Consider the following 18,696-nt stretch of genomic DNA (forward strand, 5'->3'; position numbering starts at 1 on the left):
GGTGCGGGGCGCGGCCTTCTGCGGGGCCCCGGGCAGTCCTTCAGGGGCACGCGGGGCGCGGGCCTTCGGGGGGGCGGGGTGCGGGCCTTCGGGGGGACGCGGGCTGCGGGCCTTCGAGGGTGGGGGGGTGCGGGCCTTCGAGGGGCGCGGAGTTCGAGCCTTCAGGAGCACGCGGAGCGCAGGCCTTCAAGGGGCGCGCCGCGTGCAGGCCTTCAAGGGCACGCGGGGCGCGGGCCTGAGGGGAAGGCTGCACGCAGTGCATGCCTTCAGGGGCGCGGGGAACTGCGCGCAGCAGGACCACCGCCCGCAAGCCCGCAACGAATCCCCACCCCGCAGACGCGCCCGGGGACGCAGAACGCGGGGCCGCAGGCCACCACGCCCTGGGCCACCCGCGCCCTGGGCCACCCGCGCCCTGGGCCGCCCGCGCCCTGGCCACCACACCCCGGGCCACCCACGCCCTGGCCACCACACCCCGGGCCACCCACGCCCTGGCCACCACACCCCGGGCCACCCGCGCCCTAAACCATCGACTCCCGAGCCAGCACAACCCCATCGGCCCGCTCATCCCGGTCCCGCGGAAACGCGTACGTCACCCCCACCGTCACCACCACGTTCACCGCCAACGCCACGATCCCCGCATTCATCCCGAACACCGGATCGTGCTCACTGAACACCAGCCCGCACACCACCCCCACCCCCACCACAAGCCCACTCACAGCCCCCACCAGACTCAACCGCCGCCACAAAAGCCCCACCAGCAGCATCGGCACCAACTGCGCCATCCCCTCGTACGAGATGAGAGACAGCCGCACCAGCGTGTTCGGCGCCGCATACGTCAGCACGAGCGCAATCGCCCCGGCGACGACCACGACGACCTGTGCCACGGCCTTGCCCGCCCGGTCCCCGGCCCGCCGCAGCCGCGGTACGACGGGCAGCACACTGCTTCCCCACATCGTCCCGATGACCAGCATGAACACCGCCATCGGCACGATCGACGACAGCGCGGCAGCCACCCCGACCACACCCACCACCCACGCCGGCAACGAGTCGACGACCAGCTTGAACAGCGCGAGGTTCGAGTCGGCCCCGGTCAGCCCCGGCACCACGAACAGCGCCGCCATCCCGAGGAACATCGGCACGAACAGCAGGACGTTGTACGCGGGCAGCCAGATGGCGTTGCGGCGCAGCCCGTCCGCACTGCGCGCCCCCAGATACCCGGCGACGGTGGTCGGGAAGATGACGACGGTCAGCGCGTTCAGGAACGTGGTCGTCGCGAACCACGCCTCCCCGTAAGGGCTTCCGCCGCTCCCCGGCAGCGTCAGCCACGCCCGCTTCTCCGCCACCAGCCGGTCGAGGAACGGCCCGTACCCGTCGAAGTAGTGCAGCGGAACGTAGAACGCGAGGAAGGCGAGCGTGACGATGACGAGCCCGTCCTTGAGGACCGACACCCAGGCGCTGCCGCGCAGCCCGCTCACCACCACGAACCCCGTGGTGACCGCGAACCCGATGAAATAGGCCCAGTTGAGGCTGATGGCCCCGTAGGAGATGGTCGACACGACCACGCCCATGCCGGTGATCTGCAACTGGATGTACGGCAGCAGGAACACGGTCACGAGGATCGCGACGGCGGCGCCCAGCCACGGCCGCCCGAACCGGTGGGCGACCATGTCGGTGATCGAGACCAGCCCGTGCCGCCGCGCGTACGCCCACAGCATGGGCCCGACGACGTACCCGACCGCGTACCCGCACGACATGTAGGCGACGACGTACAGGACGGGCGCCCCGAAGTTGTACCCCCAGCCCGCGGCCCCCAGATAGCTGAAACTGGTGTAGCCCTCGCCCGCCATCAGCACCCAGATGAACACGGCCCCGAGCGACCGCCCGCCCACCGACCACTCGGCGAGCCCTCCGCCCTTCCCCCGGCCGCGCACGGCGAGCAGTCCGAGCGCGACGGTGGCGACCATGAAGACGCCGAAGAGGGTGGTGGCCACGGCCCCGTCGCTCATGCGCCGCGCTCCTTCGTCTTCCGGTCGCCGCGCCACGTCAGCCACACGGCGACGGGCGTCAGAAGCGTCGCCGCCAGCAGCCATACGAAGAAGAAGGGCAGCCCGAGGACGACGGGCTCGACGCGGTTCACGAACGGGAGCGCGCCGATGTACAGCACGAAGGGCACGAGAAGCCAGAGCAGATGGCGTCTTTTGAGCACGCGGATCACGTTTGACACGGACAAGGAGCCTAACGGGGTGTCATCCTGCTGAGCTTCCCCCACACCACCAGCCGGTACCGCGACGTGAACTCGGGGGTGCAGGTGGTGAGGGTGATGTAGTACCCCGGCGCACCGTACCCGGCCGACGGCACGACCCGGCTGCGCGGCACCGGGCCGATGACCCCGCCGTCGCTCGCGGACGTCTGCCCGAGCGTCCTGTCGACGACGTACGTGTAGGTGGCGCTCTTCGTCTCGACGCTGACGGTGTCGCCGCGCCGCAGCCGGTTGATGTACCGGAACGGTTCGCCGTGCGTGTTGCGGTGCCCGGCGAGCGCGAAGTTCCCGGCGCGGCCCGGCTGGGCGGTGCCCGGGTAGTGCCCGACGTAGCCGTGGTTGAGCACGTTCGCCTTGCTGACGCCCTCGGCGACGGGTGCGCGCAGGCCGAGCCGGGGGATGGTGATGACGGCGTAGGCCTGGTCCCAGCGGGGCCGTGGCGCGGCGGCGGCCCGCGCCCCCGAGCCTGATCCCTGCCCGCCGCCGCTGCCGCTGCCGGTGCCGGTGCCGGTGCCGCTCCCGACGGTGGGGTCGTCGCCGGGAGTGTCCGTACCGTCGGCGCCCGCCGACCCGGAGGTGTCGCCCGGCGCCGGGCTCGGCGTCGCGTCCTGGGCCGCCCACTCCCGCTCCAGCGCCTGCACCTGCCGCTGGGCACCGGCGCGGGCCTGCCGGTTGGTCCACCACAACTGGTGCACGACGAGCAGGAGGAGTACGAGTCCGAGGGTGACGGCGACCTCGGCCCCGTTCCAGAGCAGCCGGCCGACGGGCGACCGCCGGGACCCGGGCCCGGCGCGTCCGCCCGCCTGCCGCACGACACGGGGCCGCCGCACACGTGGTTGCTGGAGCACGCGCGCAAGATAGATCGCGCGCCGTCAACTCACCAGACGCACGCCCGAATTGAACAACACGCCCCTAATCTTGACCGCCATGATTTCCTTGTGGCTGCTGGCCCTGATCCCGTTCCTGACCGGCCTCGCGCTCACGGCGTCGTACACGACGCAGTTGGTGACGGAGGTCCTGCGCCGCACGACCGGCACGGTCCTGGAGGCGACGGTCACCGGCCACACGGCGTCCCGCGAGGCGACGTACGCGATGCTGCACCCCGTGGTGGCCTGGACGGCCCCCGACGGCACCGCCCACGAGCGCGCCCTCCCCGACGACATCCCCGCCCGCGCCCTGCCGGAGGGCACGCGTGTCCGCATCCGTTTCGACCCGGCCCACCCGGAGCTGGCCGCCCTCGACACGGACGCGCGCCACCGCCAGTGCGTGACGGGCATGGCGCTGGGCACGGCGCTGTGGGCGGGCACGCTGATCGTGGTGGTCTGGCGCCTGGCGTACCTGATCACGCAGCTGACCGCGCTGAGGCGCTACTGAGGAGCCGGTGCGGGGCTGCCCGGGAGCTACGGGGGGCGGTCCGTACCCGGCCCTCCGGCAGTACCGTGTCTGCCATGCGCCCCGACACGCCTGCCACGCCCGCTGAGAACACCCCCGGCACCTCCCGTACGGACGTCGACGCCCACGTGGTGGAGGCCGAGCGCCTGGAACGCACGGCGGCCATGTACCCCGAGGACGCCGAGCAACTGCTCCTCCAGGCCGCGGCCCACTACGAACTGGCCGACGTCCGCGACCGCGCCACCGCGCACTACGACACCTTGCTGGCCTCCGACAGCGTCCACAACCCCGCCCTGATCCGTGCCCTGAAGGCCGCGAACCTGTGGGAGTACGGACACGAGGCGGAGGCCCGCGCCATCATCACCGGCATCCGCACGACGGCGCCGCGGGACCCGGCGCCCTGGACGATCGTCGCGGAGTCCCTCGAATCCCATGACGAGCTGGAACAGGCCCACGAGACGTTCACCGAGGCCCTGGACCTGCTGCTCCCGGAGGCGGAGCGGTCCGACCCTCCCTACGCCAAGCACGCCCTCCTCCTGGGCCGCCACCGCGTACGCCGCCTCCTCGGCGCCGACCACGACGCGTGGGACGCCCTGGCCGACCAGGTCAACCGCACCTCGGTCGCCCTCGACGAACTCCACGACCCGAAGCGCCTGTGGGCCCTCGGCTCGGAGAACCCGGCGGAACTGAAGGCCGAGATCGCCCGCCTGCGGGCCGAGCTGGGCACCTACCGCGAGGCACTCTCCCGCCCCTTCCCGGTGGCGGTCCTGCACTGGCCGTCGACGGAGTACGCCGAACTCATGGCGGCGTACCCCGCCCTCGACTCCGAATACCCCTCCTACGAGGCCCACTTGGCGTCGATAGAGGGTGCACTGCGGGAGCTCTCGGCCTCCGGCACCCAGAACCTCGGCATCGTCACCGGCACGGTCCCGTCCTACGAGGCGTTCGCGGCGTCGGAGGGCTCGTCACCGGAGGACGTCTCCCTGCTCCCCCAGTACGCGACGACGCTGGCGGCACGGGGCCGCGCGGTGGCGTGGCCGCCGGCGGGGGACGGGGTGTGCTGGTGCGGATCGGGGTCGACGTACTCGGGGTGCCACGGCAGTTCGGCCTGAGAGAGGCTTGCGGGGCGCTCGGGCCACTCGCCGTAGGCAACTCCCGGTCACCGGTGACTGGTTACTGGTGACTAGTTACTGGTGACTGGTGACCGCCGCCTGTCAGCCAGTGACTGCTGACCGGTGCCTGTCAGCCGGTGACTGGGGTGAACGGTGACCAGCGAACGGTGACCCCGGCCAGATCTCAGCCTCCGACATCCTCCCCCGCGACCGTCTGCTCGACCCGACCGATCTGAAGCCGCGCGAAGTCCTCGTACGGCTCATTCTCCGACAGGCCCTGGCTCGCCACGCGGACCAGGGTCCCGTCGAGGCGCATGAAGATCTCGGTGTTCGGCCCCGTGAACGCGTCGGTCTCGTCCGTGTTCAGCGAGACCTTCAGGGGCTTCGCCGCGGTCCCGGCGCTGCCGCGCTCCTTCGCCACCAGGCCCTTCATGGCCGCCTTGGCATCATCCGGGGACTTGAAGGCGTAGATGGTGAAGACGACCTGCTGCTCCTCACCACCCCGCTGGATGTGCGACGACCCCAGGGCCACGAAACCGCCGCACTGCGTCGCGGTGTCGGCCCTGCAGCTCTTGAGGGACTCGTCGGGCAGGTCCATGTCGACGCCGAACCCTTCCCAGCCCTGCGGCGCGCTCTCGGTGTCCACCAGGGCCCTGCGCACCTGGTCCGCGGTGAGCACGACGGGCACCGCCGCGTCCTCGCCCCCGGCCGCCGCACCGTCAGCGGTGCTGCTGGGGCTGCTGCTTGTGCCGCTCCCTGAGTCGCCACCGGCCGTACCGCCGGTGCTGCCCGTGTCCCCGCCCCCGGCGCCGCTGCCGCCTCCACACGCCGTGAGCACCGCCGCCACGGCCGCTCCCGCGACCAGCCCCCGTACCGCTCTGAACACCGTCAACTCCTCCGCCGATCCGGCCCTTTGGCACGACCCAATCGCATAAACGTGCACACGACCAAATCACCGGCGGACAGACGGGCGGCCGGATTTCGCCGCACCCGCCCATAGGGTCCGGGGCGGCGCACACGGGTGTCACGACACCTACGCACACGGGTGTCACGACACCTATGACGGGGGGGGGACGACTGTCAGCGCCCGGCCGACAGCCGCCTGGCGCAGGCCCGCACCACCTCGGCGAGAACCCCGGCGACGAGCACGAGCAGGGCGACCGGCAGCGCCCGCCCCGGCGCGTCCGTGGTCACCGTCTCCCGCAGACTCTGATCGGGCAGGAACACGAGCCCGGTGACGGTCACGGCGACGAAGCACATCCCGTACGACACCACGGCCGCGCCCACCGGCCGCACCACCCCGGCCACCGACCACGGCCGCCCGGCCAGCCGCCAGGCGAACACCACCCCACCGACGACCGTGAACGCCAGCCACCCGTAGTTCGTCGTGCTGAACCCGTTGATGCCGTGAAAGTCGAAACGCCGGGCGGCCCCGACCGTCAGATCGACGACCGCGGCAGCGATCGCGGCGCTGATCCAGGGCCAGGTCGCGAGGGTGCGTCCGACACCGAAGCCGCCGCGACCCTCAGTCCGTCCAGCCCCGACAACCCGCACCGCGTCGCCCTGCCCAAAGATCCGGGATCCCATCGTCCAACCCCCTTGTCGTCGCTCACCCATCACATCCACGGTGCTCCGGTGACGGCGGGGGAGGCATCGGGGACGCCCCCGATGCGGCCCTTAGAAGTGATCTCATTAGGTTGCCGCTGTGACTAGAGCGGTGGCCTCTCACATACCGCGGTCTGGGCCGTACCAAGGTTCGGGGCGTTCGTCAGCGGACATCGGAAGGCGCTGCAACTGCACAGGGCCGGGGTAGAAGGTTGCGCTGTTGGGCCCGCTCATGTCTTCGCCGATGAGGTAGCGGTAGAGCCATTCCGAGAAGCCCATGTGGTGCTCTGCCCAGGTTTCGTCATAGTTCACCAGGAGTCTCGGGGCATCAGGGGCAGCGATCAGGAAGATGGTCTCTCCTCGGTCGGTGCTCGCGATCGGCCACAGCCCGTTACGGGTGCCAAAGCTCAGCTCGTCGAGTCCGAAGAGCTGGCGGGGGTCTTCATCCGCGTCGAGATCGAGGTCGTCCCACGGCACCTCGGACCACGAGGCAATTTTGCTGCGGATGTCTTGGCTCAGGTTCCACCGCTCGGTCGCGGGGTGGGAGAGGTACAGATGCCCGTTGATCTGGATGGGGGCGAATGCGTCCACAAGGACCCTGTAATCGGGCGGAAGTTCTATGCCGAGCTCTGCGTGGAGACGGTCCCAGGCAGCCGGGTCCGCGTGGCGGTTCTGGGCCGGGCCGAGCATCTCCATCACGGCAGCCAGGTAGTCAGTCATGAGTTCCTCGACGGTGTGTGCGCGGCGCGGTCCATCGCGTTGGGCCGCGTCAGATAGAGCCGTACTTTACGGATCACGTCGAGTTGATGACCTTTGCAAGTCTGCGGTAGCAGATCAGAGCGGCGGCGATGCCGGCGAAGGCGAGGAAGTGTCCTGCCTTGCGTTCGTACCGACGGTGCAGGCGGCGGCATCCGACAAGCCAGGCGACCGTCCGCTCCACGGTCCAACGATGACGGCCCAGGCGCTGGGAGGACTCGACGCCCTTGCGCGCGACACGCGGGGTGATGTTCCGCGAGCGCAGCCACCGGCGCAGGTGGTCGTAGTCGTATCCCTTGTCGCCATGGAGCTTGGCGGGCTTTCGCCGCCGCGGTCCACGGTGTGAGCGGACGGGCGGGATGCCGCGTACGAGGGGTTCGAGGCCCTGACTGTCATGGGTGTTCGCGGCGGAGATCCCGATCGAGAGGGGCAGACCGGATCGCTCGGTGATCAAGTGGATCTTTGATCCCTTCTTGCCGCGATCTACGGGATTCGGACCCGTCAGATCCCCCCTTTGAGGGCTCGCATGTTCACCGAGTCGATCGCGCACCGGGACCAGTCCAATTCCCCGCGTGCGCCGAGTTCGTCCAGGACGAGGCGGTGGAGCTTGCCCCATACCCGGGCCCGGCTCCACTCGGTGAACCGCCGGTGTGCGGTTGGCCCGGATGGGCCGAAGGTAGGCGGCAGTTGCCGCCAGGTACACCCCGTTGTGGCCACGAACAGGATCGCCGCCAGCACCTCGCGATCACCGTAGCGCCGTCGGCCACCGCCCTGCGGACGCACCGGCGCAGCCGGGACCACTCGCTGGAACAACTCCCACAATCCGTCAGGCACCAGACGCCCCACCATCGCTATCACGACCGCCAGCTTAAAGATCAAGCCAGTTGAGACGATCTCTTAGGCGGCCCTTAGGTGGCGGAGGAGGAGGGACCGGGGGGCAGGGCACCCGCGCATGCCCAACTACGTGGACACACCGACACTTGTCGGTAGCCCCTGTTAGAACTGAGCCACATCGTCTCGAAGATCGAGGGGGACACCATGACGGACTCTCGCAGACCAAAGCGGCCCGAAGCTGGCGTGTACGAGAAGCTCATCACTCGCGGCCTGCGCAGCGACATGAGTCAGCTCGAATCGTCCGGTTGGAAGGCCATCGATGCCGAGGTCAGCGCCGAGTCCACGCCTCACGTCTTGGCTCGCCATCTCAGCGACGCAATCGATCGACGTCTGAGGCTGCTCCCGCAGGACAAGCAAGTCTCGGCAGCGAACCAGCTCATCGCAACGCTGGAGTCACTGGCGCCAGACAGCGACTCCTCCCCCGATGAAGACCAGATCCTCGACGGCCCCCGGCAACTCTTGGCCCTCGCTCAGCAAGAGGCACCGGGGGTCTACGGAATGCGCCCGCTCACTCCGCTCTCCGAGACTGCGCTCCTCACCAACGCGCACGACGACCTCAGTCTGGGCGCTGAGTTGCGCGCAGAGCTCGCCACAGCAGATCGGATCGACCTGCTCTGCGCCTTCGTGAAGTGGTACGGCATCCGCACCTTGGAAGCCCCTCTCCGCGAGGCCGCTGAGCGGGGCGTCCCCATCCGCGTGATCACCACTACGTACATCGGCGCCACGGATCGGCACGCCCTCGACCGGCTGGTGCGCGACTTCGGCGCTGAAGTGAAGGTCAACTACGAGACCCGGTCCACGCGCCTGCACGCCAAGGCATGGCTGTTCCGTCGTAACAGTGGCTACGACACCGCGTACGTCGGCAGCTCTAACCTTTCGAAGGCCGCTCTCCTCGATGGCCTGGAGTGGAACGTCCGGCTGTCCTCAGTCGCAACTCCCGCTGTCCTGGACAAATTTGAGGCAAGCTTCGACTCCTACTGGAACGACATCGCCTTCGAGACCTACGACCCAGATACCGATGCAGCCAAACTGGATGAGGCCTTGGGGGTGGCCAGTGGCGCCACCGACACGGCTGAGCTCAAGATCAACCTCTCGGGACTTGAGGTGCGACCCCATCCGCACCAATCGGACATGCTGGAGAGGCTCCGAGTCGAGCGCGAAGTCCGCGGTCACCAGGCGAACTTGCTCGTGGCTGCGACCGGCACCGGCAAGACGGTCATGGCAGCTCTCGACTACCGCAATCTGCACCAGCAATGGGGCGAGAGAGAGCACCCGCGCCTGCTCTTCGTGGCGCATCGCAAGGAGATCCTGAAGCAATCACTGCGGATGTATCGGGAGGTCCTTGACGACGCCTCCTTCGGCGAGTTGTTGTTCACTGGCGAGCTGCCGCGCGACTGGAAACACGTCTTCGCGAGCGTGCAGTCACTCACCGATCAGCGACTGGAACAGTTCGACCCTAAACACTTCGACATCATCGTCGTGGATGAGTTCCACCATGCCTCGGCAAACACCTATCGCCGCTTCCTCAACCACTTCAAGCCTCAGCAGCTGTTGGGCCTGACTGCCACTCCGGAGCGCGCAGACGGACTCAATGTGCAGGACGAGTTCTTCAATGGCCGTATCGCCGCCGAGATGCGGCTGTGGGAAGCGCTCGACAACGACCTGCTCTGCCCGTTCCACTACTTCGGCGTCCCCGACGGCACCGATATGACCCGCCTCAACTGGCGTTCTGGTGCGTACGATCAGAACGAGCTGGCCGACTTGTTCACCGCGGATGACGCGCGTGTACGCATCGTCATCAAGCAGCTCCGGGACAAGGTGTCGGACCCCGGACGCATGCGGGCACTCGGCTTCTGCGTGAACAGGAAGCACGCTCACTTCATGGCGGAGCGCTTCCGCAAGGCCGGCTTCAAAGCGGAGGCGCTGGACAGTCAGTCCAAGCCCGAGATCCGCGAAGCAGCCCTCGCCAAGCTCAAGGCCGGCGAGCTCCAAGTCATCTTCTCTGTCGACTTGTTCAATGAAGGTCTCGATATCCCCGACGTCGACACCTTGCTGCTCCTGCGGCCGACGGGCAGCGCAACGATCTTCCTTCAGCAGCTCGGCCGTGGTCTGCGTCGCACTCCGAACAAACCCGTGCTGACCGTGCTCGACTTCATCGGGCAGCACCGGGCGGAGTTCCGCTTTGAGGAGCAGTTCCGTGCGATGACGAACCTGTCGCGAAACCGGCTCCTTGAGCACGCCGAGCGTGACTTCCCACAGTTGCCGTCTGGCTGCCAGATCATCTTGGAGGGCAAATCCAAGGATCTAGTACTGGACAACATTCGCACCCAGATCAAGGCGACCGTCCAAACGCTCGCGAAGGAGGTCAAGGCGTACAACACCACGCAGCTTGCCTCCTATCTCAAGGAGAGCTGTCGCGAGATCAAGGAGTTGTACAAGTCGAGCAACTCCTGGACATCGGTGCTGCGGCGAGCCGGAATCCACGAGTTTCCGCAGCAGGCTGGCGAAGAGGACCTGCTGAAGCGGGTACACGCCTTCCTGCACGTGGACGATCCTGAGCGCGCGGCCGCGTATAAGCGCCTGCTGGCCGACGACGCTCCGCGCTACGAATCGCTGGATCCTCGCGATCAGGCATACGCCCGGATGCTGTTCTTCAACCTCTGGGACAAGGCGGGCGGGTTCTCCTCCTACGAGGAGGGCCTCAAGTCTCTCCGCACCCAGCAGGCACTCCGTAGTGAACTGGTACAGGTCCTCGACTACGTCATGGATCAGTCCGACCACTTCCCCATCCCGCTAGAGGGGGCGCACGCACACATCCCCCTGAAGATCCACAGCGCGTACAACCGCTCTGAGATCTTGGCCGCCTTCGGCGTGGCTCGTCTCGGCGGCCAGATGCCCGGCTCCTTTGCCCAAGGCGTCCTATGGGACGAGGCCCATCAGACCGACGCGCTCTTGATCACCTTGGAGAAGAACGAGAAGGACTTCTCCCCCACCATCCGTTACAAGGACTACGCGCTGAGCCCGACGCTGTTCCACTGGGAGTCACAGAACGCAACAGCCGACTCCTCGCCCACTGGTCTGCGCTACCAACAGCACGCCGAGCGCGGCAGCCATGTCCTTCTCTTCATGCGTCGCTACAAGGACACCGACATCGGCAAGGCCCAGCCGTGGATCCTGCTCGGCCCGGCCACGTACGAGACACACAAGGGGAGCAAGCCCATGGCGATCACCTGGCGCCTGCACCATGAACTCCCCGCCGACGTTTGGTCCTACTCGGCGGTTGCTGCGAGCTAGCGGAACGATTGTGGCCGGAGTGCGGAGCGTCCCTGACGCTCCGCAATCTCCGCCTCAAAATGGGCCTGCGCCCGATCCAACACCTCGTCGGGGTCGTACCCACGCTCGCGCAGCCAGTGCATCAAGTCGACCAGGACACCGACAGTCACCTCCTGCGACGCGGCCATCGCCAGAGGGGTTCGACTGCGGATCACGCTGCTGCCGTAGGACAACGGATCCACCGCGAGTTCGCACCAGACCACCTTGGCGCCAGCCCGCAGGATGACACCCCAGCGGTGGTTCGCCACGGTGTCCACGAGCGCCATCCCCCGGCCTGACTCCATGGCGTCGCCAACGGCAAGCAGCGTGGGGAGCGCTCGGGTATCTGGATCCTCGACTGCGCAGCGCAAGTACGGCCCGTTGAGTGTCACCCAGAGTGTCGCCGGAGTGCCTTCCCCTACGTGTTGGATCACGTTGGTTACGAGCTCGGAAACGCAGGTCTGCGCGGCCTCGACTTGCGGCCCCAGCCCCCATTGAGTGAGGCAGATTTTCAACTCCCTTCTCAACAGGGCCACTTCGCTCGGTAGGGCGGAGAAGCGGCGCACCCAAGGCTCTCGCCTGGCACAGTCGCCCGCATAGATCATCTTCGACCACCTTTCACGCGCCCCATTGCGCACAGTGCACGAGTCGATGACTCCGAGTGACAGAGTGCCTCCGGGTTTCCCGTCATGCAACGTGCACGGCGAGAATCCCTCTTTGGGGTGATTGGCCTTTCGCGCCCCTTCCGATGGGATGGAACATCCGCTAACCCACTGGGAGTTGACATGGCCGGATCCCCCACAGCGCGCCGTCGCCGACTTGCCATCGAGCTCAAGCGGCTGCGCGAAGAGAGCGGCCTGACCTGCGTCCAGGTAGGCAAAGAGCTCGACTGGAGCAGCTCGAAGGTGAACCGCATGGAGACCGGGCGGGGTCGTGTCCAACCTTCGGACGTTGAGGCCCTGTGCCGCTTCTACGAAACCGCCGAGGAACTGCGCGACCTCCTTAAGTCCCTCGCAAAGGAGTCCAAGACCAAGGGCTGGTGGCACGCACACGGCGATGCGATCCCTGCATGGTTCTCCGTGTACGTCGGTCTGGAGCAAGCTGCTTCCAACTTGCGTACGTACCAGGCAGAGTTCATCCCCGGCCTGCTTCAAACTGACGAGTACGCAGCTGAGCAGTGCCGCGCCTGGGCGGACCACACTGCCGAAGACATCCAGCGCATGGTCGCTGTGCGGATGCGACGCCAAGAGTTGCTACACGGCGAGCAGGCGCCTGACCTATGGGCCGTCGTGCACCAAAGCGCCCTCATGCACATTGTCGGCAGTCAGCAGGTTATGACCCAGCAGCTCGAACGTATGCTGGATATGGCGAAGTTGAGGAACGTGACCGTTCAGGTGCTCCCTTTCAACGGGGGTGCGTATCCGACCACCGGTTCGTTCACACTCCTTGGCTTCCCCGAGCAAGAGGACCCTGACGTCGTCTACAGGGAAGGCCTGACCGACTCGGTCTACCTTGAGCAGCCCGCCGACGTCGGCCTCTACACGAAGGCTTTTGACCACCTCAGGGCGTTGGCCCTGAGCCCGCAACGATCGGCCACGCTGATCAAGACAGTCCTGGAGGAGCACTCCTCATGACGCTGCCTATAGCAGCCCGGTGGCGCACAAGCAGTTACAGCAACGGCATGGGGGGCGAGTGTGTCGAGGTCGCCCTCACCTCGGACGGGGTCTCTGTCCGAGACTCCAAGGCTAGGCAGACGCCCCCGATCTCGGTGAGGCCCCACGCGTGGCAGGAATTCCTCCAAGTCGTACAAAGCCACGGGACCTCCTGAGCCGGCCTCGCAGGGAGGGAGTGTCAGGCGAAGCAGGTCGCTACGCCTGCCCAAGCCCTTGTTGGGGATCACGGAGTACACGCCCTGCGCTATCGAGGAACCGAGCGCGCAAGCCCGTCACGTCCCGATCGGCTTGAACCCAATCAGCCCATCTCGCCCGCCAAGCCGCCTCTTCTTCTTGAGGCGAATCCCTCTCAGCGTGTTTCAGTGCCGTACCGGCATCGGCCGTCCGGGTGCGCAACTGCTGCGCAAGCCAGACGAGCTCGCTCGGGCCCCACAACTCAAGTTCGCTCGTGAGCGACCGCATTGAGTGAATGCGGCGCATGAGCTCATCGCGCTCGGCTTCAGGGAACAGCTGACCATTCCTTATCGCTATGCCCGAGCGTTGCAATGCATCATCAGCGGCCGAGTGCGCCTCAAGCAGTCGGACACACACCTGCTGCCGCTGCTCCTTCACCCATCGAGCGTGCTCCACGCTGGCCTGTCGCTCCACCTGTGTGAGCGCCGCTTCGACGGCCTTCTCTCCTCCCACACGAGCCCCTCGAACGCCCCCATACACAGCCCCTGCGAGGGCGCCAACCGTACCGAGTACTCCTGCGACCGTCGCCGCCAGCCCTTGATCCATCCAGCCATCATGCTGGACACCCTTCCGGCGCGCCGGACATCTCAAAGTTCCTATGAATTGCGCCTGTTAGCGCGTGGCGACGAATTTCGCGGACTAGCCTGCGATCATGACGATCACGATGCCGACCTTCCCACCTGGCGCGATTCGCACCCGCGCCGAGATCTTCAAGGAGTTAGGCGGAGGCGGCCAGGGCGGCATCTGCCCATCCATTGAGATGAAGACCATCATTCTCTTCTCGGATCTCAAGTCCGGTGAGAAGTACGGGTATCGCGACGGCTGGCTCCGCGAAGAGGATCAACTCGGCCCCGTCTTCGAGTACACCGGCATGGGGGCTCAGGACGACCAGAAGTTCAAGGGAAACAACAAGTCCGTACTCCAGCATGCTGAAGACGGGCGCACCCTCCACTTGTTCATCGGGCATGGCAAGGTTCCGGGCACCCAGACTCGGACACATCGCTATATCGGCGCCTTCGAGGTGGCCCAGGACCCTCCGTATACGTGGCGCCGCGCCCGGGATGAGCGGGGGCACGACCGGTACGTCATCGTCTTCCGACTACGTCCCATCAGCCAGTTCCAGCGTTTGGAGGAGGACGCCTACCCTCTCCCAACGACCACAAGGGTCCGAAGGCTCTTCGGCAGAAGGAGGAGACCCGAGGGGCCTCAGCTCCCTCGGGAATCCCAGGATCGACTGTCTTCAGCAGCACGTGCGGCAGCGCGCATGAGCAACAGCCTGATCACTGACCTGGAACATGAACTCGCAGAGCAGCAGCATCAGTTCGGCACCCTGGAGATTGAGGCGCGAGGGCGAGAGGGACTACTCGAAGCTGCCCTGTACGACGACACGGCGCACACCGTCTTCGAACCGGCATCGCGTACGACGCACCGCGAGATCACGGATGCCCTCATGAAACTGGCCGACATCAGCCGCTACTTGAGCGCGGAGCACAATGGGATGCCCCTGCGATGCATGGTTCTCGCACCGGACGCACCCAGCGACGACATACGCGACCTGCTCGCACATCAAGGGGTTGGGCTCCTCTATCGCAATGAGAGCGGCGCCCTCACGGAGCTCCCTCTCGACGGTCACATATCTCCGCCTAGCCCAAGACCTACCGGCTTCCCGTGCGCCGACTGCCCGTCCCTGCGGAACTGACCTCCAGCCGGCATGCGGCCGTCACGGCATCGTGGGGCAATCTCGGTAACTCGGCGCTAACTACGTTGAGTTGCATCCACTGGCCACAGATTGCCCATTTCCATACCCCTGTGTCACGCTCCGTCCACCAAGCACAACAACCAGACATAGGTGACCCCCGCGAAGCGCCAACCTCCGGGGGTCCGGCATCAGGAGCAGCAACTCCCCATGCAAATTCATCGTATCCCCCGGCATGCCCGGAACTTCACCGTCATTGACAACGCCGCCCTGCGCGACAAGCGGCTCTCGCACACCGCGCGCGGCATTCTCGCCTATGTGCTGTCGCTGCCCAGCGGGGCCAAGGTCAACGTCCGGACCCTGAGCGACGAGTTTCCGCAGGGGCGGCGCGCCGTCTCCAACGCCCGCGCCGAGTTGCGGGAGTTGGGGTACTGGGTGACGCGGACGGAGCGTGATCCTCGTACCAAGCGGATCGTCTCCAGTGTTGATGTGCATGAGGCCCCCGGGCGCGGCAGCGACGCCGCGCCTGTGGTGGCCGCGGCGCCGGTTCCCACGCGGGTGGGAACCGGGGAATCGGGAGCGTCTTCCCCTGGCGGGGTCATGGACTATGAAAAGGACGGGATGGAAAACCCTCCCCTCCCTCCCGCGGCGGATCGCGGAGCGGACGCGGCCGGGCCGTACGACGACGAGGGCGCGCGGATCCTGCGTCGGCTCGGGGTGGTCGACGCGCGGCTGCGGTTGTCGGAGCGCAGTGTGCGGGAGCTCGTGCCCGAGGTGTCCCGCTGGCTCGACCGGGGGGCCTCCGCCGCCGAGATCGTCGAGGCCGTCACCGCCGGGCTGCCCGCCAAGGTGTACTCGGCCGCGCGGCTCGTCGCCGATCGGCTCGTACGGAAGCTGCCCGCTCGGAAACGGGCGTGGCGGGAGGTGTTCGAGTGCCCCGAGTGCCGGGATCCGTTGCCCTGGGGGCAGGAGAGCGGGGTGTGTCGGGGGTGCGCCGAGAGTCCTGGGTGGCTGGTCGGGACAGGTGGCAGCGGTCGTGGGGACGTTCGACGGACCCTGCGGGAGCGGGAGCGGGGGCCTCTCGGGGCCGCGGTCCGGCTTGCTTGATCGGGGCGCGGCGGAGGACCCCGTGACCACTGCCTCCACCGGCTCAGAGGCCGTACCGCCGATGCCGGACAGAACGCCGAAGGCGCTGCGCGCCGCCATCGCCCAGCACGCCCCGCAGCTCTTGGCCGACTTCGACCGTCATGGGCGCCGCGACCTCGCCGACGCTTACGACCTCGCGCCCGCACCCGCACCCGCACCCGCTTTCATGGCCCGCTGGTGGGCCGAGTACGCCCTCGCTCGCGACCCGAAGCTGGCCGCGGAAGTGCATCGTCTGGAGGACGCCGCGGACCGGGAATCCGACTACGTTCGCGCCAAGGCCTTCATCGAAGAGGCGGGACGGCTGCGCCGCGGGGCAGCGAAGGCCGAGCCCGGACGGTGATCGGGGTGCCCGGCGGATTCATGGGGCGCCCTGGCAAGCAGAACGCCCGCCCGTCCGAACCGCTTACCCGCCCGCCCCGAAAGCCGTACGTTCGTCATGGCCGGTGTCGCCACAATCGGGGTGCCGGTCGGTTCGGGGGAACGGGAGGAGGGCGCTGGTGTGGGGTGTTGATTACGTCGCCAGTTTCCGGCGGGACGTGACGGCCCTGGAAGAGTGCGTGCGGGCCGGTGCGGGGCGGGACGTTCCGCTGGTGCCCGCCTGCCCCGGGTGGTCCGTGGCGGACCTGGTGCTGCATCTCGGAACCACGCACCGGCAGGTGATCCACATCGCCGGGGCGGAGGGCGGGGAGCGGCCCGGGGCGCTCGGGGATCCGGCTCTGCTCAAGTTGCCCGGCGACCGGCGGGGGTGGCCCGAGCCGGGGCGGGGGCCTTCGCGCGGGGCGCTGCCGCGGGGGCTGCTCGACTGGTTCCGGGACGGGGCGGACCGGCTGGAGAAGATCTTCACCGCCCGGGATCCGGCCGAGCCCGTGTGGTCGTGGGCGGCCGAGCGGAGCGAACCGGTGGCGTTCGGTGGGCGGAGCGTCGGGTTCTGGCTGCGGTTGCAGGCCATCGAGGCCGCCGTGCACCGGTGGGACGCCGAGTCCGCGTTCGGCACCCCGGCGCCCGTGGACACCTGGCTCGCCGCCGACGCCGTCAGCCACGCAGTCGAGGTCATGGCTCCGGCGCGACGGGCCTGGGGGCAGGTGCCACAGGGGCGGGGCGAGCGGTTGCGGCTCAAGCAGACGGACGGCTTTCGCACCTGGATCGTCCAGGTCGGGCCCGGCGACGAGGTGCTGCTCAATCAGGGCTCCGGCTGCTGCGTCACCGAACTCGCAGGAACCGTCTCCGACTTGATGTTGCATCTGTGGCAGCGCGTTCCGCGCGAGCGGCTCGGTGTGCGCGGGGACGCGTCGGTCCTCGACCGGTACTTTCCCTTCCCCGCGCCTTGGGCGGCCGCCGAGGCCGCCGGAGCCGCCGGGGCCGCCGGGGCCGCCGGGGCCTGCCCGGCTCCGGGCGGCTAGGGCCGCGTTTCAGGGCCGGTGAGCTGCCGCGTACGCCCTCTCAAGTCGGTCGACCGCCATGTCCAGCGCGGCGGGCGACAGTGTGAACGGCAGGCGCAGGTAGCGGTCCAGGGCGCCGTCCGGGGAGAAGTGGAAGCCCGGGGTGAGCGTGAGGCCATGGGTCGCGGCCTGCGCGGTCAGGCGGCTGGAGTCGGTGTCGAGCAGTTCGAGCCACAGGGACAGGCCGCCCTGCGGGAGCCGGAAACGGCACCACGGGAGCGCCGCCAGGAGGGTGGCCAAGTGGTCGCACTGGAAGCGGAGTTGGGATCGGCGTCGAGCGAGGACCGCTTCCCGGTGCGGAAGCAGGCGGGCCGCGACGAGCTGGTCGAAGGGGGACGGGGCGAGGGCGGCGGTCGCGCCAGCCGCGCCTTCGTCGACAGCCGCGAACTCGCCTTGCGGTTCGGGGATGTTCAGGCCGCCGTCGCGGCCGGCGAGGTGACCGGCGAGCGGATCGACGGCGGGATCGGCGAGCGGATCGACGGCGAGATCGGCGAGGTCCTGGCCGGGCGCGTCTCCGGTCGCCGCACGCCGCAGGACATCACGGTCGCCAAGCTCATCGGGATCGGCCCGCAGGACCTCATGACGGCCGAGACGGCGCTCGCGCTGTGGGAGCGTACGAGCGGGTGACGCGACGACGGTCAGTCCCACTGCTCGTCCGCCAGCGACGACACCGGCTGCGGCTTGCCGATCACGGCCAGCGCGACGAAGAAGTTGATCTGGCCGATCGCGATGGTGAGCGTGGCCAGCGCCTTCTGGTCGTAGTGCTCGGCCACCTCGGCGTACAGCTCGTCGGAGACGCGCTCCTCGCCGTGCGGGGCCGGCTGGAGGGTGGCTTCGACCAGGGCGAGGGCGGCGCGTTCGGCAGGGGTGAAGTACGGGGCGTCCTGCCAGGAGGAGACGGCGGTGATGCGCTCCTCGGACTCGCCCGCCTTGCGCAGGAAACCGGTGTTCAGGACGGTCAGATAGGTGTTCCGCACGATCTGGCCCGCGCGCAGGTGGACCAGGTTCATGGTGGTGCGGGGCACGGAGTGGTTGCCCGTGGCGCGGAAGAGGGCGGCGCTGATGTCGTTCAACTCCGGTACGAACTCTGCCGGGTTGGGCATCCGGGAGATCGAGCCGATGGTGGTGTTCGGGGCGGTGGTGGCGGTCGCGTTCGTCATGATGGCTGTGCTCCTTC

General features: G+C 68.1%; 20 protein-coding genes. 10 read left to right on the top strand and 10 right to left on the bottom strand.

Annotated features, from left to right (window positions below; translation table 11 throughout):
- Positions 1-518: 518 nt before the first annotated feature.
- The 3 genes from J3486_RS41500 to J3486_RS41510 are packed head-to-tail and all read right to left on the bottom strand — an operon-like array spanning position 519 to position 3,072.
- Positions 519-2,006 carry a sodium:solute symporter gene (locus J3486_RS41500; RefSeq protein WP_207829324.1) on the bottom strand — a complete coding sequence of 496 codons (1,488 nt, stop codon included), beginning with the start codon at positions 2,004-2,006 and terminating at the stop codon, positions 519-521.
- Positions 2,003-2,224: a DUF3311 domain-containing protein gene (locus J3486_RS41505; RefSeq protein WP_374194832.1), complete on the bottom strand. Its 222-nt coding sequence runs from the start codon at positions 2,222-2,224 to the stop codon at positions 2,003-2,005. The genes J3486_RS41500 and J3486_RS41505 overlap by 4 nt, the downstream gene beginning before the upstream one ends.
- A gap of 11 nt (positions 2,225-2,235) precedes the next feature.
- Positions 2,236-3,072 (bottom strand): class E sortase, encoded by an 837-nt coding sequence (locus J3486_RS41510; protein ID WP_307805173.1) that lies wholly within the window; start codon positions 3,070-3,072, stop codon positions 2,236-2,238.
- 115 nt (positions 3,073-3,187) lie between these two features.
- Between J3486_RS41510 and J3486_RS41515 the strand changes: the two genes are divergently transcribed.
- Both J3486_RS41515 and J3486_RS41520 read left to right on the top strand, forming a co-directional pair.
- Positions 3,188-3,634, top strand: a complete 447-nt coding sequence (locus tag J3486_RS41515) for a DUF3592 domain-containing protein (protein ID WP_207829326.1) — start codon at positions 3,188-3,190, stop codon at positions 3,632-3,634.
- Positions 3,635-3,708: 74 nt separating this feature from the next.
- Positions 3,709-4,764: an SEC-C domain-containing protein gene (locus tag J3486_RS41520; protein ID WP_207829328.1), complete on the top strand. Its 1,056-nt coding sequence runs from the start codon at positions 3,709-3,711 to the stop codon at positions 4,762-4,764.
- A gap of 184 nt (positions 4,765-4,948) precedes the next feature.
- Here the strand turns inward: J3486_RS41520 and J3486_RS41525 are convergent, their stop codons facing one another.
- The 4 genes from J3486_RS41525 to J3486_RS41540 form a co-directional block, all read right to left on the bottom strand.
- Positions 4,949-5,650 carry a hypothetical protein gene (locus J3486_RS41525; RefSeq protein ID WP_207829330.1) on the bottom strand — a complete coding sequence of 234 codons (702 nt, stop codon included), beginning with the start codon at positions 5,648-5,650 and terminating at the stop codon, positions 4,949-4,951.
- 194 nt (positions 5,651-5,844) lie between these two features.
- A complete protein-coding gene (locus J3486_RS41530) occupies positions 5,845-6,351 on the bottom strand; it encodes a hypothetical protein (RefSeq protein ID WP_207829331.1) in 507 nt (168 codons plus the stop codon).
- 138 nt (positions 6,352-6,489) lie between these two features.
- On the bottom strand, positions 6,490-7,089 hold the full coding sequence (locus J3486_RS41535; protein ID WP_207829332.1) for an SMI1/KNR4 family protein: 600 nt from the start codon (positions 7,087-7,089) through the stop codon (positions 6,490-6,492).
- 73 nt (positions 7,090-7,162) lie between these two features.
- A protein-coding gene (locus J3486_RS41540) for an IS5 family transposase (RefSeq protein WP_207829445.1) occupies positions 7,163-7,974 on the bottom strand; the annotation gives its coding sequence in 2 pieces (ribosomal slippage) (positions 7,163-7,641 and positions 7,641-7,974; 813 coding nt in all).
- A 189-nt stretch (positions 7,975-8,163) separates the two neighbouring features.
- Here J3486_RS41540 and J3486_RS41545 point away from each other — a divergent pair.
- Positions 8,164-11,313 (top strand): DUF3427 domain-containing protein, encoded by a 3,150-nt coding sequence (locus J3486_RS41545; RefSeq protein ID WP_207829333.1) that lies wholly within the window; start codon positions 8,164-8,166, stop codon positions 11,311-11,313.
- On the opposite strand, the gene J3486_RS41550 is transcribed toward J3486_RS41545, so the two are convergent.
- Entirely contained in the window at positions 11,310-11,936 is a 627-nt protein-coding gene (locus tag J3486_RS41550) for an ATP-binding protein (protein WP_207829334.1), read from the bottom strand. The genes J3486_RS41545 and J3486_RS41550 overlap by 4 nt on opposite strands.
- Positions 11,937-12,116: 180 nt before the next feature.
- Between J3486_RS41550 and J3486_RS41555 the strand changes: the two genes are divergently transcribed.
- The 6 genes from J3486_RS41555 to J3486_RS41580 all read left to right on the top strand — a co-directional run bounded on the left by J3486_RS41555 (position 12,117) and on the right by J3486_RS41580 (position 17,480).
- The gene (locus J3486_RS41555) at positions 12,117-12,965 is read left to right on the top strand and encodes a helix-turn-helix transcriptional regulator (RefSeq protein WP_207829335.1); all 849 of its coding nucleotides are present in this window, start codon (positions 12,117-12,119) and stop codon (positions 12,963-12,965) included.
- Positions 12,962-13,159 (top strand): DUF397 domain-containing protein, encoded by a 198-nt coding sequence (locus J3486_RS41560; protein ID WP_207829336.1) that lies wholly within the window; start codon positions 12,962-12,964, stop codon positions 13,157-13,159. Before J3486_RS41555 ends, J3486_RS41560 begins: the two co-directional genes overlap by 4 nt.
- 731 nt (positions 13,160-13,890) lie before the next feature.
- Entirely contained in the window at positions 13,891-14,937 is a 1,047-nt protein-coding gene (locus tag J3486_RS41565; protein ID WP_207829337.1) for a hypothetical protein, read from the top strand.
- A 150-nt stretch (positions 14,938-15,087) separates the two neighbouring features.
- Entirely contained in the window at positions 15,088-16,041 is a 954-nt protein-coding gene (locus tag J3486_RS41570) for a hypothetical protein (RefSeq protein ID WP_207829338.1), read from the top strand.
- 22 nt (positions 16,042-16,063) lie between these two features.
- The gene (locus J3486_RS41575; RefSeq protein WP_307805166.1) at positions 16,064-16,420 is read left to right on the top strand and encodes a hypothetical protein; all 357 of its coding nucleotides are present in this window, start codon (positions 16,064-16,066) and stop codon (positions 16,418-16,420) included.
- Positions 16,421-16,577: 157 nt separating this feature from the next.
- On the top strand, positions 16,578-17,480 hold the full coding sequence (locus J3486_RS41580) for a maleylpyruvate isomerase family mycothiol-dependent enzyme (RefSeq protein WP_207829340.1): 903 nt from the start codon (positions 16,578-16,580) through the stop codon (positions 17,478-17,480).
- A gap of 9 nt (positions 17,481-17,489) precedes the next feature.
- Here the strand turns inward: J3486_RS41580 and J3486_RS41585 are convergent, their stop codons facing one another.
- Entirely contained in the window at positions 17,490-17,759 is a 270-nt protein-coding gene (locus J3486_RS41585) for a hypothetical protein (RefSeq protein WP_207829341.1), read from the bottom strand.
- On the opposite strand from J3486_RS41585, the gene J3486_RS41590 reads away from it, so the two are divergent.
- Positions 17,760-18,146 carry a hypothetical protein gene (locus J3486_RS41590; protein ID WP_207829342.1) on the top strand — a complete coding sequence of 129 codons (387 nt, stop codon included), beginning with the start codon at positions 17,760-17,762 and terminating at the stop codon, positions 18,144-18,146.
- A gap of 11 nt (positions 18,147-18,157) precedes the next feature.
- On the opposite strand, the gene J3486_RS41595 is transcribed toward J3486_RS41590, so the two are convergent.
- Positions 18,158-18,679 carry a carboxymuconolactone decarboxylase family protein gene (locus J3486_RS41595; protein WP_207829343.1) on the bottom strand — a complete coding sequence of 174 codons (522 nt, stop codon included), beginning with the start codon at positions 18,677-18,679 and terminating at the stop codon, positions 18,158-18,160.
- Positions 18,680-18,696 lie beyond the last annotated feature (17 nt).

The sequence above is a fragment of the Streptomyces sp. VRA16 Mangrove soil genome, assembly GCF_017377775.1.
Classification (GTDB): Bacteria; Actinomycetota; Actinomycetes; order Streptomycetales; family Streptomycetaceae; genus Streptomyces.